Here is a 12,410-nt window from a genome sequence, read left to right as displayed (position 1 = left end):
TCTAGGAGATAGAGATGGAATTACAAGTTGTAGGTGCAAACGCACTAACTGTTTCTGAAACTACCTTCGGACGTGAGTTTAACGAAGCTTTGATTCACCAAGTTGTTGTTGCTTATGCAGCAGGTGCTCGTCAAGGTACTCGTGCGCAAAAAACTCGTGCTGAAGTGTCTGGTTCAGGTAAAAAACCTTGGCGTCAAAAAGGTACAGGTCGTGCTCGTTCTGGTGATATCAAATCACCAATCTGGCGTTCTGGTGGTACAACCTTCGCGGCTAAACCACAAGATCACAGCCAAAAAGTGAACAAGAAAATGTACCGTGGTGCTATCAAAAGCATTCTTTCTGAATTAGTTCGTCAAGACCGTTTGGTTGTTGTTGAAAAATTCGAATTAGATGCACCAAAAACTAAAGTATTAGTACAAAAATTAAAAGATTTAGCAGTTGAAGATGCGTTAATTATCACAGCAAGTTTAGATGAAAATCTATTCTTAGCGGCACGTAACTTATATAAAGTTGATGTACGTGATGTTCAAGGTATCGATCCAGTTAGCTTAATCGCTTTCGATAAAGTGATTGTTACTGTTGACGCTGTGAAACAAATTGAGGAGATCCTAGCATGAGTCAAGAACGTTTGCTAAGCGTGCTACGTGCACCGCACATCTCTGAAAAAGCAACTAACAATGCTGAAAAATCTAACACTGTTGTACTTAAAGTTGCTTTAGATGCGAACAAAGCTGAAATTGCTGCTGCTGTTGCTCAATTATTTGAAGTAAAAGTTGACTCAGTTCGTACTGTGGTTGTTAAAGGTAAAACTAAACGCCGTGGTAACAAAATGGGTCGTCGCAGCGACTGGAAAAAAGCTTATGTAACTTTAGCCGAAGGCCAAAACTTGGACTTCGTGGACAGTGCAGAGTAATCGGAGGAAATTAGAGAATGGCTATCGTTAAATGTAAGCCGACCTCCGCTGGTCGTCGTCACGTTGTTAAAATCGTGAACCCTGAATTATACAAGGGTAAACCTTACGCGCCTCTTCTAGATACTAAATCTAAAACTGGTGGTCGTAACAATTATGGTCGTATTACCACTCGCCACATCGGTGGTGGTCATAAACAACATTACCGTTTAATCGATTTCAAACGTAACAAGTTAGATATCCCAGCGGTTGTTGAACGTTTAGAATATGATCCAAACCGTTCAGCTAACATTGCTTTAGTGCTTTATAAAGATGGTGAACGCCGTTATATCTTAGCACCTAAAGGTTTGTCAGTTGGCGATCAAATCCAATCTGGCGTTAACTCACCAATTAAAGTGGGTAACTCATTACCAATGCGTAATATCCCAGTTGGTTCAACAGTACATAACGTTGAATTAAAACCAGGTAAAGGCGGTCAAATCGCTCGTTCTGCTGGTGCTTATGTACAAATCATCGCTCGTGAAGGCAACTACGTAACTTTACGTTTACGTTCAGGCGAAATGCGTAAAGTATTAGCTGAATGTGTTGCTACAATCGGTGAAGTTGGTAACTCAGAACATATGCTTCGCGTATTGGGTAAAGCTGGTGCTAACCGCTGGAGAGGCATTCGCCCTACAGTTCGTGGTACAGCAATGAACCCAGTAGATCACCCACACGGTGGTGGTGAAGGTCGTAACTTTGGTAAACACCCAGTAACTCCTTGGGGCGTTCAAACTAAAGGTAAGAAAACTCGTCACAACAAACGTACTGATAAATATATCGTACGTCGTCGTGGCAAATAATTTAAATTAATAAGAGGATAAGCCATGCCACGTTCTCTCAAGAAAGGTCCTTTCCTTGACCTACACTTGTTGAAGAAGGTAGAGAAGGCGGTGGAAAGCGGGGATAAAAAACCAATCAAAACTTGGTCCCGTCGTTCAATGATCATTCCTTCAATGATCGGATTGACCATCGCAGTCCATAATGGTCGTCAGCACGTTCCTGTTTATGTATCTGATGAAATGATCGGCCATAAATTAGGTGAATTTGCACCGACTCGTACATACCGCGGTCACGCGGCAGATAAGAAAGCTAAGAAATAAGAGGTAAATAGATGGAAACTATCGCAAAACATCGTTACGCTCGCACTTCTGCCCAAAAAGCTCGCTTAGTTGCCGATTTAATTCGTGGTAAAAAAGTTGCGCAAGCATTAGAAATCTTAACTTTTACTAACAAAAAAGCTGCGGCTTTAGTGAAAAAAGTATTAGAGTCTGCTATTGCTAACGCAGAGCATAATGATGGTGCAGATATCGATGATCTTAAAGTTGCTAAAATCTTCGTTGACGAAGGTCCTAGCATGAAACGTGTTATGCCACGTGCTAAAGGTCGTGCAGATCGTATTTTAAAACGTACTAGCCACATCACTGTGGTTGTGTCAGATCGTTAATAAGTAGAGGAATAGCAATGGGTCAAAAAGTAAATCCAAATGGTATTCGCCTAGGTATTGTAAAACCTTGGAACTCTACTTGGTTCGCGAATACACAAGATTTCGCCGACAATCTTGACGGTGACTTCAAAGTACGCAAATTCTTAACTAAAGAATTAGCAAACGCTTCGGTTTCACGTATTACTATTGAGCGTCCAGCGAAAAGTATTCGTGTAACAATTCACACAGCTCGCCCTGGTATCGTTATCGGTAAAAAAGGTGAAGATGTTGAAAAATTACGTAACGCAGTATCTCAAATCGCTGGCGTTCCGGCTCAAATCAACATTGCTGAAGTGAAAAAACCGGAATTAGATGCAAAATTAGTTGCAGACAGCATCGCTTCTCAATTAGAACGTCGTGTAATGTTCCGTCGTGCTATGAAACGTGCGGTACAAAGCGCAATGCGTTTAGGTGCTAAAGGTATCAAAGTTGAAGTTAGCGGTCGTTTAGGTGGTGCAGAAATCGCACGTTCTGAATGGTATCGTGAAGGTCGTGTACCTCTACATACTCTTCGTGCGGACATCGATTATAACACTGCAGAAGCTCATACTACATACGGCGTAATCGGCGTTAAAGTATGGATCTTCAAAGGTGAAATTTTGGGTGGAATGGCTGCAGTTGCGCAATCAGAACAACAACCTGCCGACAAGCCTAAAAAGGCTCCGCGTGGCAAAGGTCGTAAGTAAGGAGAAACGCTAAATGTTGCAACCAAAACGTACAAAATTCCGTAAAGTTCACAAAGGCCGTAACCGTGGTATCGCGGGTGGTACTGAAGTTAGCTTCGGTACATTCGGGTTAAAAGCAGTTGGTCGTGGTCGTTTAACCGCTCGTCAAATTGAAGCGGCTCGTCGTGCAATGACACGTGCAGTTAAACGTCAAGGTAAAATCTGGATCCGTGTTTTCCCAGATAAACCAATTACTGAAAAACCATTAGAAGTCCGTATGGGTAAAGGTAAAGGTAACGTTGAGTACTGGGTAGCCTTAATCCAACCGGGTAAAGTACTTTATGAAATGGATGGTGTGTCAGAAGAGATCGCAAGACAAGCATTTGCATTAGCAGCTGCTAAATTGCCAATCAAGACTACCTTCGTAACTAAGACGGTGATGTAATGAAAGCTCAAGATTTACGTACAAAAAGTGTTGAAGAGCTGAATAATGAATTAGTGAACCTTTTAGGTGAACAATTCAAATTGCGTATGCAAACAGCCACCGGTCAGCTTCAACAAACCCATCAGGCTAAACAAGTGCGTCGTGATATCGCACGCGTTAAAACCATTTTAACTGAGAAGGCGGGTGAGTAATGACTGATAAAATTCGTAGCGTACAAGGTAAAGTTGTTAGCGACAAAATGGAAAAATCTTTCGTTGTTGCTATTGAACGTAAGGTAAAACACCCGTTATACGGTAAATTTATCCGTCGTACAACTAAATTACACGTACACGATGAGAACAACGAAGCCAAATTAGGTGATGTAGTAGAGATTCGCGAATGTCGTCCTCTCTCTAAAACCAAATCTTGGACTTTAGTTCGTGTTGTTGAGAAAGCAGTTATTGCTTAATTAACAAGTTAAAAAATAAAAGCCAATGGTGAATGCCGTTGGCTTTTTTGTTTTTGCATAACGAAAAACTTATTTAAAAATTACCGCACTTCCTTCCTATTCGTTCCAGTCGAAAGCGGATTTTGGAAAGCTTCTTTACTCTCGATTCTTTCTTTTTTCTCTCTCTGTTTACGGGGGAGATGGGCATAGCCCAGAGCGAGGCATTGCAATGTAGTTGCAAAACAGTCCTATATTCATAGAAATATTTTCAAGTTTTCCATTTAAAAATAGTTAGTTAGCAAACAAGTATACTTCTTTTAGTTGTTATTGACATAACAACTAAAACAAATTATCAAACAAAGTGTTAGCTTGTATTCAATCTATTTATTTAATTTTTGGAGGTTTTAATTTATGGGATGGCTTGAATGGATCGGCGTCGGTGCTGGTGTCTTAGTTCTGCTGGCGATCATAGGATATTTTATTGAGAAAAAAGAAAAGGCGGAAAAAAAGGCCGCAGCCGTAAGATGTCCTAAATGTGGCGCAGATAACGCGATAAAAAGGTTAGATGATGAAGATACTATCGGGCCATATGTCTTTAATGGCATTATCAATGAAGACGGGCGTAGAATGGAGAGTTGGAAAAAAGATTTCGAAAGCGTAACAGGATGTACACAGTGCGATTATCGAACCTCTAAGGTTAGGGCTTTCAATTATAACGTGAAAGAGATTGCAGATGAGGGATATAGATGTCCAAAATGTGATAAGAGAGATTCTGTTTATCTTAAGGATGTCAAAGTAGTCGAACGTTACCCTGCAAATAAAGAGGTCACAGAAACCACTTCATCAGGCAAAAGTAAAACCCGTTTTATCAAAGTGATGAAAGTGATAGAAGACGAAACCTACGCTTGTAAGAACTGTGATTTTACTAGCGTGGCGACAGTAACCAGAGAGTTAGACTAATGATTAATTTAGAAAAACCTAGTGCTAAACAACTTAAGCATTATCTGGCAAAGCGTGAAACGCTAGAAAATTATGTATTACAAGAAAAAGCATTAGAGAAGTTATTTAATTTACTTCCACATAACACGGATATTAATGATGTTTTGCTTAAATCATCAACATTAAATGATTTTTATAGCACTAATATTTTTAATACTTATGCTGTAGCTAAGCATATTTTGACGATTCCAAATTTAGATAACCGCTTAAAACAAGGCGATATTTCTTTGGTGGATGAAATTAAAGAAGTGACCATGAGTGATGGTAAGAAAAGAGATTTCTATTCTTTCGCTACCAAATATTGTAGCCATCACAATCCAAAATTTTTTCCTATTTATGACAGCTACGTCGATAAAATATTAGTGGCGTTAAATAAAGCCTATCCTTTTTCGACGTTTAAACATAAAGAACTTAAAAACTATCAACGGTTTAATGAGGTGTTGCTTGATTTCAATAAAACCTTTGGTTTAGATAATTTCTCTTTAAAAGACTTGGATACGTATTTGTGGCTGTTAGGAAAAGAAATTTTTCCTAAGAAAGTGAAGTGATTTTAATGTATTGATGGTGGATGTTTTATGAAAGGCGGTTTTATTTCGGACGCGGAAGGGATTGCTGTACTTATATTAGGGGGGGGCTTGGCTAGCAGCGATTTTGATAGGACTTGATAAAGTTTTTAGTATTGATTTACTGAATTTATTAAATATATCATATGATCTGATTCTCCAGAAAGGTGCGTAAAAAAGTATTAATCTACCACTAAATCAACCCCCTCTAACAAAATCGTTAGAGGTTTTTTTATAATATCTTACCTATATTTTTTTATTCAAAAACGCGGTAAATGTCTGCCTCATTTTGGGAATAGCAGAAAAAGGGATAAAGAAAAATTATCGTTGCTTTTATATTCTTCTTTTGGTAAACTCCGCCACCTATCCGCCATATATCTTTATAAGGCATGGATAGGTTCGTCCCGCAAGGGTGTATTATTAACTTAACGGAGCATAAAATATGATCCAAGAACAGACTATGCTGGATGTTGCCGATAACTCTGGTGCTCGCAGCGTAATGTGTATCAAGGTTCTAGGTGGATCGCACCGTCGTTATGCTGCTATTGGTGATATCATCAAAGTTACTGTGAAAGAAGCAATTCCACGCGGTAAAGTTAAAAAAGGTGATGTATTAAAAGCAGTTGTTGTGCGCACCAAGAAGGGTGTTCGTCGCCCAGACGGATCAGTCATTCGCTTCGATGGTAACGCTTGTGTAATTTTAAACAATAACACAGAGCAACCAATCGGTACTCGTATTTTTGGACCGGTGACTCGTGAACTTCGTTCTGAGAAATTCATGAAGATCATTTCTTTGGCACCAGAAGTACTGTAAGGAGAAGTGAGAAATGGCTGCAAAAATTCGTCAAAACGATGAAGTAATCGTACTTGCCGGTAAAGACAAAGGCAAGCGTGGCAAGGTAACTAAAGTGTTACCAAACGGTAAAGTGTTTGTTGAAGGTATCAACATCATCACTAAACATGAAAAACCAGTTCCTGCTTTAGGACAAGCTGGTGGTTTAGTGAAAAAAGAAGCGGCTATCGATGCTTCTAATGTTGCGATTTTCAATCCAAAAACAAACAAAGCTGACCGTGTAGGTTTTAGATTCGAAGACGGCAAAAAAGTACGTTTCTTCAAATCTAACAATGAAATTATCTAACAAACTGGAGTAATGCGATGGCGAAACTGCATGATTACTACAGAGATCAAGTAGTAAACGAGTTAAAAAATAAATTCGGCTACAAATCTGTCATGCAAGTCCCACGAATCGAAAAGATTACCCTGAATATGGGTGTGGGTGAAGCATTGACCGATAAGAAATTGCTAGACAACGCAGTAGCGGACTTAGCAGCAATTAGCGGTCAAAAACCTTTAGTAACTAAAGCTCGTAAATCTGTTGCTGGCTTTAAAATCCGTCAGGGATATCCAATCGGTTGTAAAGTAACACTACGCGGTGAGCGTATGTGGGAGTTCTTTGAACGTTTAATTACAATTGCTGTTCCACGTATTCGTGACTTCCGCGGTCTAAGCGCGAAATCATTTGATGGTCGTGGTAACTACAGCATGGGTGTGCGTGAACAAATCATCTTCCCTGAAATCGATTACGATAAAGTAGATCGTGTACGTGGTTTAGATATCACTATCACAACTACTGCTAAGAATGATGAAGAAGGTCAAGCACTACTTGCTGCCTTTAATTTCCCATTCCGTAAATAAGGCAGGTTATAATGGCAAAACAATCAATGAAAGCACGCGATGTAAAACGCGTTAAATTGGCTGAAAAATTCTTCGCTAAACGTGCAGAATTAAAGAAAATCATTTCTGATGTCAATGCCTCTGACGAAGAACGTTGGAATGCAGTGTTAAAATTACAAACTTTACCACGTGATTCTAGCCCTAGTCGTCAACGTAACCGTTGCCGCCAAACTGGACGTCCTCACGGCGTTTTACGTAAGTTTGGTTTAAGCCGTATTAAGGTTCGTGAAGCTGCTATGCGCGGCGAGATCCCAGGCCTTAGAAAAGCGAGCTGGTAATATACCACTTTATTTTGGAATCGGAGAAAAAGTACAATGAGTATGCAAGATCCAATCGCAGATATGTTGACCCGTATTCGTAACGGTCAAGCTGCGAACAAAGTTGCAATCAATATGCCTTCTTCCAAGCTAAAAGTGGCAATTGCCAACGTATTAGCTGCTGAAGGTTATATCGAAAGCGTTAAAGTTTTAGAAGGTGCAAAACCTGAATTGGAAATTACTTTAAAATATTTCCAAGGCAAACCGGTTGTAGAAAGCATCCAACGTGTAAGCCGTCCTGGTCTTCGTATTTACAAACGTAAAGACGAATTACCAAAAGTTATGGGTGGTTTAGGTGTTGCTGTAATTTCTACATCTAAAGGTGTTATGACTGACCGTGCAGCTCGTCAAGCGGGCTTAGGCGGTGAGATCATCTGTTACGTAGCTTAATAGAGGGGTAGGAAAATGTCTCGTGTTGCAAAGGCACCTGTTAATATTCCTGCCGGCGTTGAAGTTAAACTCGACGGTCAGCTATTAACAGTAAAAGGAAAAAATGGCGAGTTATCTCGCACAATTCATCACTCAGTTGAAGTTAAACAAGATAATGGTCACTTTACTTTCACTCCACGTGAAGGTTTTGTTGAAGCGAATGCTCAATCGGGTACAGCTCGTGCATTAGTTAATGCAATGGTTATCGGTGTTACTGAAGGCTTCACTAAGAAATTACAACTAGTGGGTGTTGGTTACAGGGCTCAAGTTAAAGGCAACGTAGTTGCATTAAGCTTAGGTTTCTCTCACCCTGTGGAGCACACTTTACCAGCAGGTATTACTGCTGAATGCCCTTCACAAACGGAAATCGTTTTAAAAGGTGCTGACAAGCAGTTAATTGGTCAAGTTGCAGCAGATATTCGTGCTTATCGCCGTCCTGAACCTTATAAAGGTAAAGGTGTACGTTACTCTGATGAAGTAGTACGTATGAAAGAGGCTAAGAAGAAATAATTAAGGTAACACTATGGATAAGAAATCAGCTCGTATCCGTCGTGCAGCTCGTGCACGTCATATGATGAGAGAGCAAGGTGTAACTCGTCTAGTTATTCACCGTACTCCGCGTCATATCTACGCACAAGTTATTGCACCAAACGGTTCAGAAGTGCTTGCCGCTGCTTCAACTGTTGAAAAAGCAATTCGTGAGCAAGTTAAATATACCGGTAATAAAGATGCCGCAGCAGTAGTAGGTAAACTTGTTGCTGAGCGCGCATTAGCAAAAGGCGTTAAAGACGTTGCTTTTGACCGTTCCGGTTTTAAATATCATGGTCGTGTCCAAACTTTAGCGGACGCTGCACGTGAAGCTGGTCTACAGTTCTAATGAGGTAAATTGAGATGTCAAACATCGAAAAACAAGCTGGTGAACTGCAAGAGAAGCTAATCGCAGTAAACCGTGTATCAAAAACTGTAAAAGGTGGTCGTATTATGAGCTTTACTGCTTTAACAGTAGTAGGCGATGGTAACGGTCGCGTAGGTTTTGGTTATGGTAAAGCTCGTGAAGTTCCGGCAGCGATCCAAAAAGCGATGGAAAAAGCACGTCGCAATATGATTAATGTCGCTTTAAATGAAGGTACATTACAACACCCAGTTAAAGGTGTTCACACTGGTTCTCGCGTATTTATGCAACCAGCTAGCGAAGGTACAGGTATCATCGCAGGTGGTGCAATGCGTTCAGTGTTAGAAGTTGCTGGTGTACGTAACGTTCTTTCTAAAGCGTATGGTTCAACCAACCCAATCAACGTTGTTCGTGCAACTATTGATGCATTAGCAAATATGAAATCACCAGAAATGGTTGCTGCTAAACGTGGCAAAACCGTTGATGAAATTTTGGGGTAATTGATAATGGCTAAAACTATTAAAGTAACTCAAGTTCGTAGCTCAATTGCTCGTTTACCGAAGCACAAAGCTACCTTGCGTGGTCTTGGTCTTCGCCATATGCACCATACTGTTGAGTTAATCGATACTCCGGCAGTACGTGGTATGATTAACCAAGTTTCATACATGGTTAAAGTGGAGGAGTAAGAGATGCGTTTAAATACTCTATCTCCGGCTGAAGGTGCTAAGCACAGCGCAAAACGCCTTGGTCGTGGTATTGGTTCAGGTTTAGGAAAAACTGGTGGTCGTGGTCATAAAGGTCAAAAATCTCGTACTGGCGGCGGTGTTCGTCGTGGTTTCGAGGGTGGCCAAATGCCATTATACCGTCGTTTACCAAAATTTGGTTTCACTTCAATGAAATCAGCTGTAACTGCTGAAGTTCGTTTAAACGAATTAACAAAAGTTGAAGGAAATGTTGTCACTTTAGAAGCATTAAAAGCTGCAAACATTTTAACTAAAGATATTCAATTCGCTAAAGTTATCTTAGCTGGTGAAGTGAAATCTGCAGTTACTGTACGTGGTTTACGTGTAACTAAAGGTGCAAAAGCAGCAATCGAAGCTGCTGGCGGTTCAGTTGAGGAATAATTAGCAAATGGCTAAACAACCAGGTTATCAAAGCAGAAGTACTAATAGTGGTACTGGTGAACTAAAAAGCAGATTGCTTTTTGTATTAGGTGCACTTATCGTTTATCGTATTGGTTCTTTTATTCCGCTTCCTGGTATTGATGCCGCCGTGCTAGCTCAATTAGTTGAACAACAAAAAGGCACCATCATTGATATGTTAAACATGTTCTCTGGTGGTGCATTGAGCCGAGCATCAATTTTAGCATTAGGTATCATGCCATATATCTCGGCATCTATCGTAATGCAGTTGCTTGCTACGGTTTCACCTGCCTTAGCAGAATTGAAAAAAGAAGGCGCAGCAGGACAAAGAAAAATCACCAAGTATACTCGTTATGCAACGGTGGTTTTTGCTACTATCCAAGCTATCGCAATTTCTACCGGTTTACCGAATATGTTGCCACAGTTAGTGCCAAATATCGGTTTTACTTTTTACTTCACTGCAGTAGTGAGTCTTGTAACCGGAACCATGTTCTTAATGTGGTTAGGTGAGCAAATTACTGAAAGAGGTATTGGTAACGGTATCTCAATTCTTGTTTTTGGTGGTATTGTTGCAGGATTGCCGCATGCAATCATCGAAACAGTTGAGCAAGCTCGTCAAGGACAAATGCATCCTTTAGTTCTTCTACTAATCGCTGCTATTGTTTTTGCAGTAACTTATTTTGTTGTCTTCGTAGAACGTGGACAACGTAGAATTCGTGTTGAATATGCTAAGCGTCAACAAGGACGTCAAATTTTAGGTGGTCATTCAACTCACTTACCATTAAAAGTTAATATGGCAAACGTAATGCCAGCAATTTTTGCTTCAAGCATTATTTTATTCCCAGCTACATTGACACAATGGTTTGGTCAGAATGATAAGTTTGAGTGGTTAAATGACTTATCAATGTTGTTGAATCCTGGACAGCCTTTATATCTTCTTGTTTATGCGGTAGCGATTATTTTCTTCAGTTTCTTCTATACTGCAATGCAATATAATCCACGTGATACAGCAGATAATCTAAAAAAATCTGGTGCATTTATCCCAGGAATTAGACCAGGTGAACAAACATCACGTTATATTGATAAAGTAATGACTCGCTTAACATTAATTGGCGGTCTTTATGTAACGTTCGTATGTTTAGTCCCTTACATTATGACATCAGCATGGGATGTTAAATTCTACTTCGGTGGTACTTCCTTATTAATCGTTGTTGTTGTAATTATGGATTTTATCGTGCAAGTTCAGAGTCACTTAATGTCGTCTCAATATGAATCTGCGTTAAAAAAAGCAAACCTTAAAGGTTTTGGACAGTAATTGTTCATTTAAGTAAAAAGGATAAGCAATGAAAGTTCGTGCTTCCGTTAAGAAGATGTGTCGTAACTGTAAAATTGTTAAACGTGAAGGTGTTGTTCGCGTATTATGCAGCGACCCTAAACATAAACAACGTCAAGGTTAATTAACATTTCTTCTTGCAAAGAACCGGTTGAGTAGTTATACTACTCAACTCATTTATGTCCTTGGTATTCTGTTTGAGTATCCTGAAAACGGGCTTTTCAAGATCAGAATACCAAATTAGTTAAAATAATAGGAGTGCATAGTGGCCCGTATTGCAGGCATTAACATTCCTGATCACAAACACGCTGTAATCGCTTTAACTGCAATTTACGGTATCGGTAAAACTCGTTCTAAAAGCATTTGTGCTGCAGCGGGTATTGCTGAAGATGTTAAGATCAGCGAATTGTCTGAAGAGCAGATTGACAAACTGCGTGACGAAGTTGGTAAATTTACCGTTGAAGGTGACTTACGTCGTGAAGTAACACTAAACATCAAACGTCTTTTAGACTTAGGTTGTTACCGTGGTTTACGTCATCGTCGTAGTTTACCGGTACGTGGTCAACGTACTAAAACTAATGCGCGTACCCGTAAGGGTCCACGTAAGCCGATCAAAAAATAGTCGGGGTAAATAAAGAATGGCTAAAACACCAGTTCGTGCACGTAAACGTGTAAAAAAACAAGTTGTAGATGGCGTAGCACACATTCACGCATCTTTCAATAATACAATCGTTACCATTACTGACCGTCAAGGTAATGCTTTAGCTTGGGCTACAGCAGGTGGTTCAGGTTTCCGTGGTTCTCGTAAATCTACCCCGTTCGCTGCACAAGTTGCTGCAGAACGTTGTGCTGAAATCGTTAAAGAATTCGGCTTAAAGAACTTGGAAGTTATGGTTAAAGGTCCGGGTCCGGGTCGTGAATCAACAATCCGTGCATTAAATGCAGCGGGTTTCCGTATCACGAACATCACTGATGTGACTCCGATTCCTCATAACGGTTGTCGTCCACCGAAAAAACGTCGTGTTTAA

Annotated in this window: 25 protein-coding genes; all 25 read left to right on the top strand. The window is 40.1% G+C overall.

The genetic code is table 11. The annotated features are described in order from the left end of the window. Positions 1–14 precede the first annotated feature (14 nt). The 25 genes from rplD (at position 15) to rpsK (ending at position 12,410) form a co-directional block, all read left to right on the top strand. Positions 15–617, top strand: coding sequence for a 50S ribosomal protein L4 (gene rplD, locus INP93_RS02090; RefSeq protein ID WP_005695085.1), 603 nt, complete (start codon positions 15–17; stop codon positions 615–617). Continuing rightward, on the top strand, positions 614–913 hold the full coding sequence (rplW, locus tag INP93_RS02085) for a 50S ribosomal protein L23 (protein WP_005632756.1): 300 nt from the start codon (positions 614–616) through the stop codon (positions 911–913). The genes rplD and rplW overlap by 4 nt, the downstream gene beginning before the upstream one ends. Before the next feature lie 17 nt (positions 914–930). Then, positions 931–1,752, top strand: coding sequence for a 50S ribosomal protein L2 (gene rplB / locus INP93_RS02080; protein WP_005640979.1), 822 nt, complete (start codon positions 931–933; stop codon positions 1,750–1,752). Between the two features lie 24 nt (positions 1,753–1,776). After that, entirely contained in the window at positions 1,777–2,052 is a 276-nt protein-coding gene (rpsS, locus tag INP93_RS02075) for a 30S ribosomal protein S19 (RefSeq protein ID WP_005539416.1), read from the top strand. A gap of 11 nt (positions 2,053–2,063) precedes the next feature. Next, positions 2,064–2,396 carry a 50S ribosomal protein L22 gene (rplV, locus tag INP93_RS02070; protein ID WP_005625897.1) on the top strand — a complete coding sequence of 111 codons (333 nt, stop codon included), beginning with the start codon at positions 2,064–2,066 and terminating at the stop codon, positions 2,394–2,396. 17 nt (positions 2,397–2,413) lie between these two features. Next, positions 2,414–3,121 (top strand): 30S ribosomal protein S3, encoded by a 708-nt coding sequence (gene rpsC, locus INP93_RS02065; protein WP_005640982.1) that lies wholly within the window; start codon positions 2,414–2,416, stop codon positions 3,119–3,121. A 13-nt stretch (positions 3,122–3,134) separates the two neighbouring features. Then, positions 3,135–3,545: a 50S ribosomal protein L16 gene (rplP, locus tag INP93_RS02060; protein WP_005695088.1), complete on the top strand. Its 411-nt coding sequence runs from the start codon at positions 3,135–3,137 to the stop codon at positions 3,543–3,545. Continuing rightward, positions 3,545–3,736 carry a 50S ribosomal protein L29 gene (gene rpmC / locus INP93_RS02055; RefSeq protein WP_005695090.1) on the top strand — a complete coding sequence of 64 codons (192 nt, stop codon included), beginning with the start codon at positions 3,545–3,547 and terminating at the stop codon, positions 3,734–3,736. The genes rplP and rpmC overlap by 1 nt, the downstream gene beginning before the upstream one ends. Then, complete coding sequence (gene rpsQ, locus INP93_RS02050) at positions 3,736–3,993, top strand: 30S ribosomal protein S17 (protein ID WP_005695091.1); 258 nt, start codon at positions 3,736–3,738, stop codon at positions 3,991–3,993. The genes rpmC and rpsQ overlap by 1 nt, the downstream gene beginning before the upstream one ends. A 390-nt stretch (positions 3,994–4,383) precedes the next feature. Then, complete coding sequence (locus tag INP93_RS02045) at positions 4,384–4,932, top strand: hypothetical protein (RefSeq protein ID WP_197545004.1); 549 nt, start codon at positions 4,384–4,386, stop codon at positions 4,930–4,932. Further along, positions 4,932–5,519: a Dag1 family anti-phage DNA glycosylase gene (gene dag1, locus INP93_RS02040; RefSeq protein ID WP_197545003.1), complete on the top strand. Its 588-nt coding sequence runs from the start codon at positions 4,932–4,934 to the stop codon at positions 5,517–5,519. The genes INP93_RS02045 and dag1 overlap by 1 nt, the downstream gene beginning before the upstream one ends. A 457-nt stretch (positions 5,520–5,976) precedes the next feature. Further along, the gene (gene rplN, locus INP93_RS02035) at positions 5,977–6,348 is read left to right on the top strand and encodes a 50S ribosomal protein L14 (protein ID WP_005619403.1); all 372 of its coding nucleotides are present in this window, start codon (positions 5,977–5,979) and stop codon (positions 6,346–6,348) included. A gap of 13 nt (positions 6,349–6,361) precedes the next feature. After that, on the top strand, positions 6,362–6,673 hold the full coding sequence (gene rplX, locus INP93_RS02030) for a 50S ribosomal protein L24 (protein ID WP_005695092.1): 312 nt from the start codon (positions 6,362–6,364) through the stop codon (positions 6,671–6,673). 17 nt (positions 6,674–6,690) lie between these two features. Beyond that, positions 6,691–7,230, top strand: coding sequence for a 50S ribosomal protein L5 (gene rplE / locus INP93_RS02025; protein WP_005695093.1), 540 nt, complete (start codon positions 6,691–6,693; stop codon positions 7,228–7,230). 11 nt (positions 7,231–7,241) lie between these two features. Beyond that, positions 7,242–7,547 (top strand): 30S ribosomal protein S14, encoded by a 306-nt coding sequence (gene rpsN, locus INP93_RS02020; RefSeq protein ID WP_197545002.1) that lies wholly within the window; start codon positions 7,242–7,244, stop codon positions 7,545–7,547. Between the two features lie 36 nt (positions 7,548–7,583). Further along, positions 7,584–7,976, top strand: coding sequence for a 30S ribosomal protein S8 (gene rpsH, locus INP93_RS02015; RefSeq protein ID WP_005625877.1), 393 nt, complete (start codon positions 7,584–7,586; stop codon positions 7,974–7,976). A gap of 15 nt (positions 7,977–7,991) precedes the next feature. After that, on the top strand, positions 7,992–8,525 hold the full coding sequence (gene rplF / locus INP93_RS02010; RefSeq protein ID WP_197545001.1) for a 50S ribosomal protein L6: 534 nt from the start codon (positions 7,992–7,994) through the stop codon (positions 8,523–8,525). 13 nt (positions 8,526–8,538) lie between these two features. Further along, a complete protein-coding gene (gene rplR / locus INP93_RS02005) occupies positions 8,539–8,892 on the top strand; it encodes a 50S ribosomal protein L18 (protein ID WP_005695097.1) in 354 nt (117 codons plus the stop codon). 14 nt (positions 8,893–8,906) lie between these two features. Then, positions 8,907–9,407 (top strand): 30S ribosomal protein S5, encoded by a 501-nt coding sequence (gene rpsE, locus INP93_RS02000; protein WP_005695098.1) that lies wholly within the window; start codon positions 8,907–8,909, stop codon positions 9,405–9,407. A gap of 6 nt (positions 9,408–9,413) precedes the next feature. Next, positions 9,414–9,593, top strand: a complete 180-nt coding sequence (rpmD, locus tag INP93_RS01995) for a 50S ribosomal protein L30 (RefSeq protein ID WP_005543631.1) — start codon at positions 9,414–9,416, stop codon at positions 9,591–9,593. 3 nt (positions 9,594–9,596) lie between these two features. Continuing rightward, positions 9,597–10,031, top strand: coding sequence for a 50S ribosomal protein L15 (gene rplO, locus INP93_RS01990; RefSeq protein WP_005695100.1), 435 nt, complete (start codon positions 9,597–9,599; stop codon positions 10,029–10,031). A gap of 7 nt (positions 10,032–10,038) precedes the next feature. After that, positions 10,039–11,364: a preprotein translocase subunit SecY gene (gene secY, locus INP93_RS01985; protein WP_005695101.1), complete on the top strand. Its 1,326-nt coding sequence runs from the start codon at positions 10,039–10,041 to the stop codon at positions 11,362–11,364. A 28-nt stretch (positions 11,365–11,392) separates the two neighbouring features. Then, positions 11,393–11,506, top strand: coding sequence for a 50S ribosomal protein L36 (gene rpmJ, locus INP93_RS01980; RefSeq protein ID WP_005625868.1), 114 nt, complete (start codon positions 11,393–11,395; stop codon positions 11,504–11,506). Between the two features lie 141 nt (positions 11,507–11,647). Continuing rightward, positions 11,648–12,004, top strand: a complete 357-nt coding sequence (rpsM, locus tag INP93_RS01975; protein ID WP_005548758.1) for a 30S ribosomal protein S13 — start codon at positions 11,648–11,650, stop codon at positions 12,002–12,004. Positions 12,005–12,020: 16 nt separating this feature from the next. Continuing rightward, on the top strand, positions 12,021–12,410 hold the full coding sequence (gene rpsK, locus INP93_RS01970; RefSeq protein ID WP_005543603.1) for a 30S ribosomal protein S11: 390 nt from the start codon (positions 12,021–12,023) through the stop codon (positions 12,408–12,410).

Origin of the sequence: Haemophilus parainfluenzae (genome assembly GCF_014931415.1) — a bacterium.
GTDB lineage: Bacteria > Pseudomonadota > Gammaproteobacteria > Enterobacterales > Pasteurellaceae > Haemophilus_D > Haemophilus_D parainfluenzae_AF.
Note: the sequence above shows the minus strand (reverse complement) of the source record. Positions and strands in the feature narration are given on the sequence as shown.

Coding starts and splice junctions, on each gene's coding strand:
- rplD (WP_005695085.1), top strand. CDS start 15: ATGGAATTACAAGTTGTAGGTGCAAACGCACTAACTGTTTCTGAAACT.
- rplW (WP_005632756.1), top strand. CDS start 614: ATGAGTCAAGAACGTTTGCTAAGCGTGCTACGTGCACCGCACATCTCT.
- rplB (WP_005640979.1), top strand. CDS start 931: ATGGCTATCGTTAAATGTAAGCCGACCTCCGCTGGTCGTCGTCACGTT.
- rpsS (WP_005539416.1), top strand. CDS start 1,777: ATGCCACGTTCTCTCAAGAAAGGTCCTTTCCTTGACCTACACTTGTTG.
- rplV (WP_005625897.1), top strand. CDS start 2,064: ATGGAAACTATCGCAAAACATCGTTACGCTCGCACTTCTGCCCAAAAA.
- rpsC (WP_005640982.1), top strand. CDS start 2,414: ATGGGTCAAAAAGTAAATCCAAATGGTATTCGCCTAGGTATTGTAAAA.
- rplP (WP_005695088.1), top strand. CDS start 3,135: ATGTTGCAACCAAAACGTACAAAATTCCGTAAAGTTCACAAAGGCCGT.
- rpmC (WP_005695090.1), top strand. CDS start 3,545: ATGAAAGCTCAAGATTTACGTACAAAAAGTGTTGAAGAGCTGAATAAT.
- rpsQ (WP_005695091.1), top strand. CDS start 3,736: ATGACTGATAAAATTCGTAGCGTACAAGGTAAAGTTGTTAGCGACAAA.
- INP93_RS02045 (WP_197545004.1), top strand. CDS start 4,384: ATGGGATGGCTTGAATGGATCGGCGTCGGTGCTGGTGTCTTAGTTCTG.
- dag1 (WP_197545003.1), top strand. CDS start 4,932: ATGATTAATTTAGAAAAACCTAGTGCTAAACAACTTAAGCATTATCTG.
- rplN (WP_005619403.1), top strand. CDS start 5,977: ATGATCCAAGAACAGACTATGCTGGATGTTGCCGATAACTCTGGTGCT.
- rplX (WP_005695092.1), top strand. CDS start 6,362: ATGGCTGCAAAAATTCGTCAAAACGATGAAGTAATCGTACTTGCCGGT.
- rplE (WP_005695093.1), top strand. CDS start 6,691: ATGGCGAAACTGCATGATTACTACAGAGATCAAGTAGTAAACGAGTTA.
- rpsN (WP_197545002.1), top strand. CDS start 7,242: ATGGCAAAACAATCAATGAAAGCACGCGATGTAAAACGCGTTAAATTG.
- rpsH (WP_005625877.1), top strand. CDS start 7,584: ATGAGTATGCAAGATCCAATCGCAGATATGTTGACCCGTATTCGTAAC.
- rplF (WP_197545001.1), top strand. CDS start 7,992: ATGTCTCGTGTTGCAAAGGCACCTGTTAATATTCCTGCCGGCGTTGAA.
- rplR (WP_005695097.1), top strand. CDS start 8,539: ATGGATAAGAAATCAGCTCGTATCCGTCGTGCAGCTCGTGCACGTCAT.
- rpsE (WP_005695098.1), top strand. CDS start 8,907: ATGTCAAACATCGAAAAACAAGCTGGTGAACTGCAAGAGAAGCTAATC.
- rpmD (WP_005543631.1), top strand. CDS start 9,414: ATGGCTAAAACTATTAAAGTAACTCAAGTTCGTAGCTCAATTGCTCGT.
- rplO (WP_005695100.1), top strand. CDS start 9,597: ATGCGTTTAAATACTCTATCTCCGGCTGAAGGTGCTAAGCACAGCGCA.
- secY (WP_005695101.1), top strand. CDS start 10,039: ATGGCTAAACAACCAGGTTATCAAAGCAGAAGTACTAATAGTGGTACT.
- rpmJ (WP_005625868.1), top strand. CDS start 11,393: ATGAAAGTTCGTGCTTCCGTTAAGAAGATGTGTCGTAACTGTAAAATT.
- rpsK (WP_005543603.1), top strand. CDS start 12,021: ATGGCTAAAACACCAGTTCGTGCACGTAAACGTGTAAAAAAACAAGTT.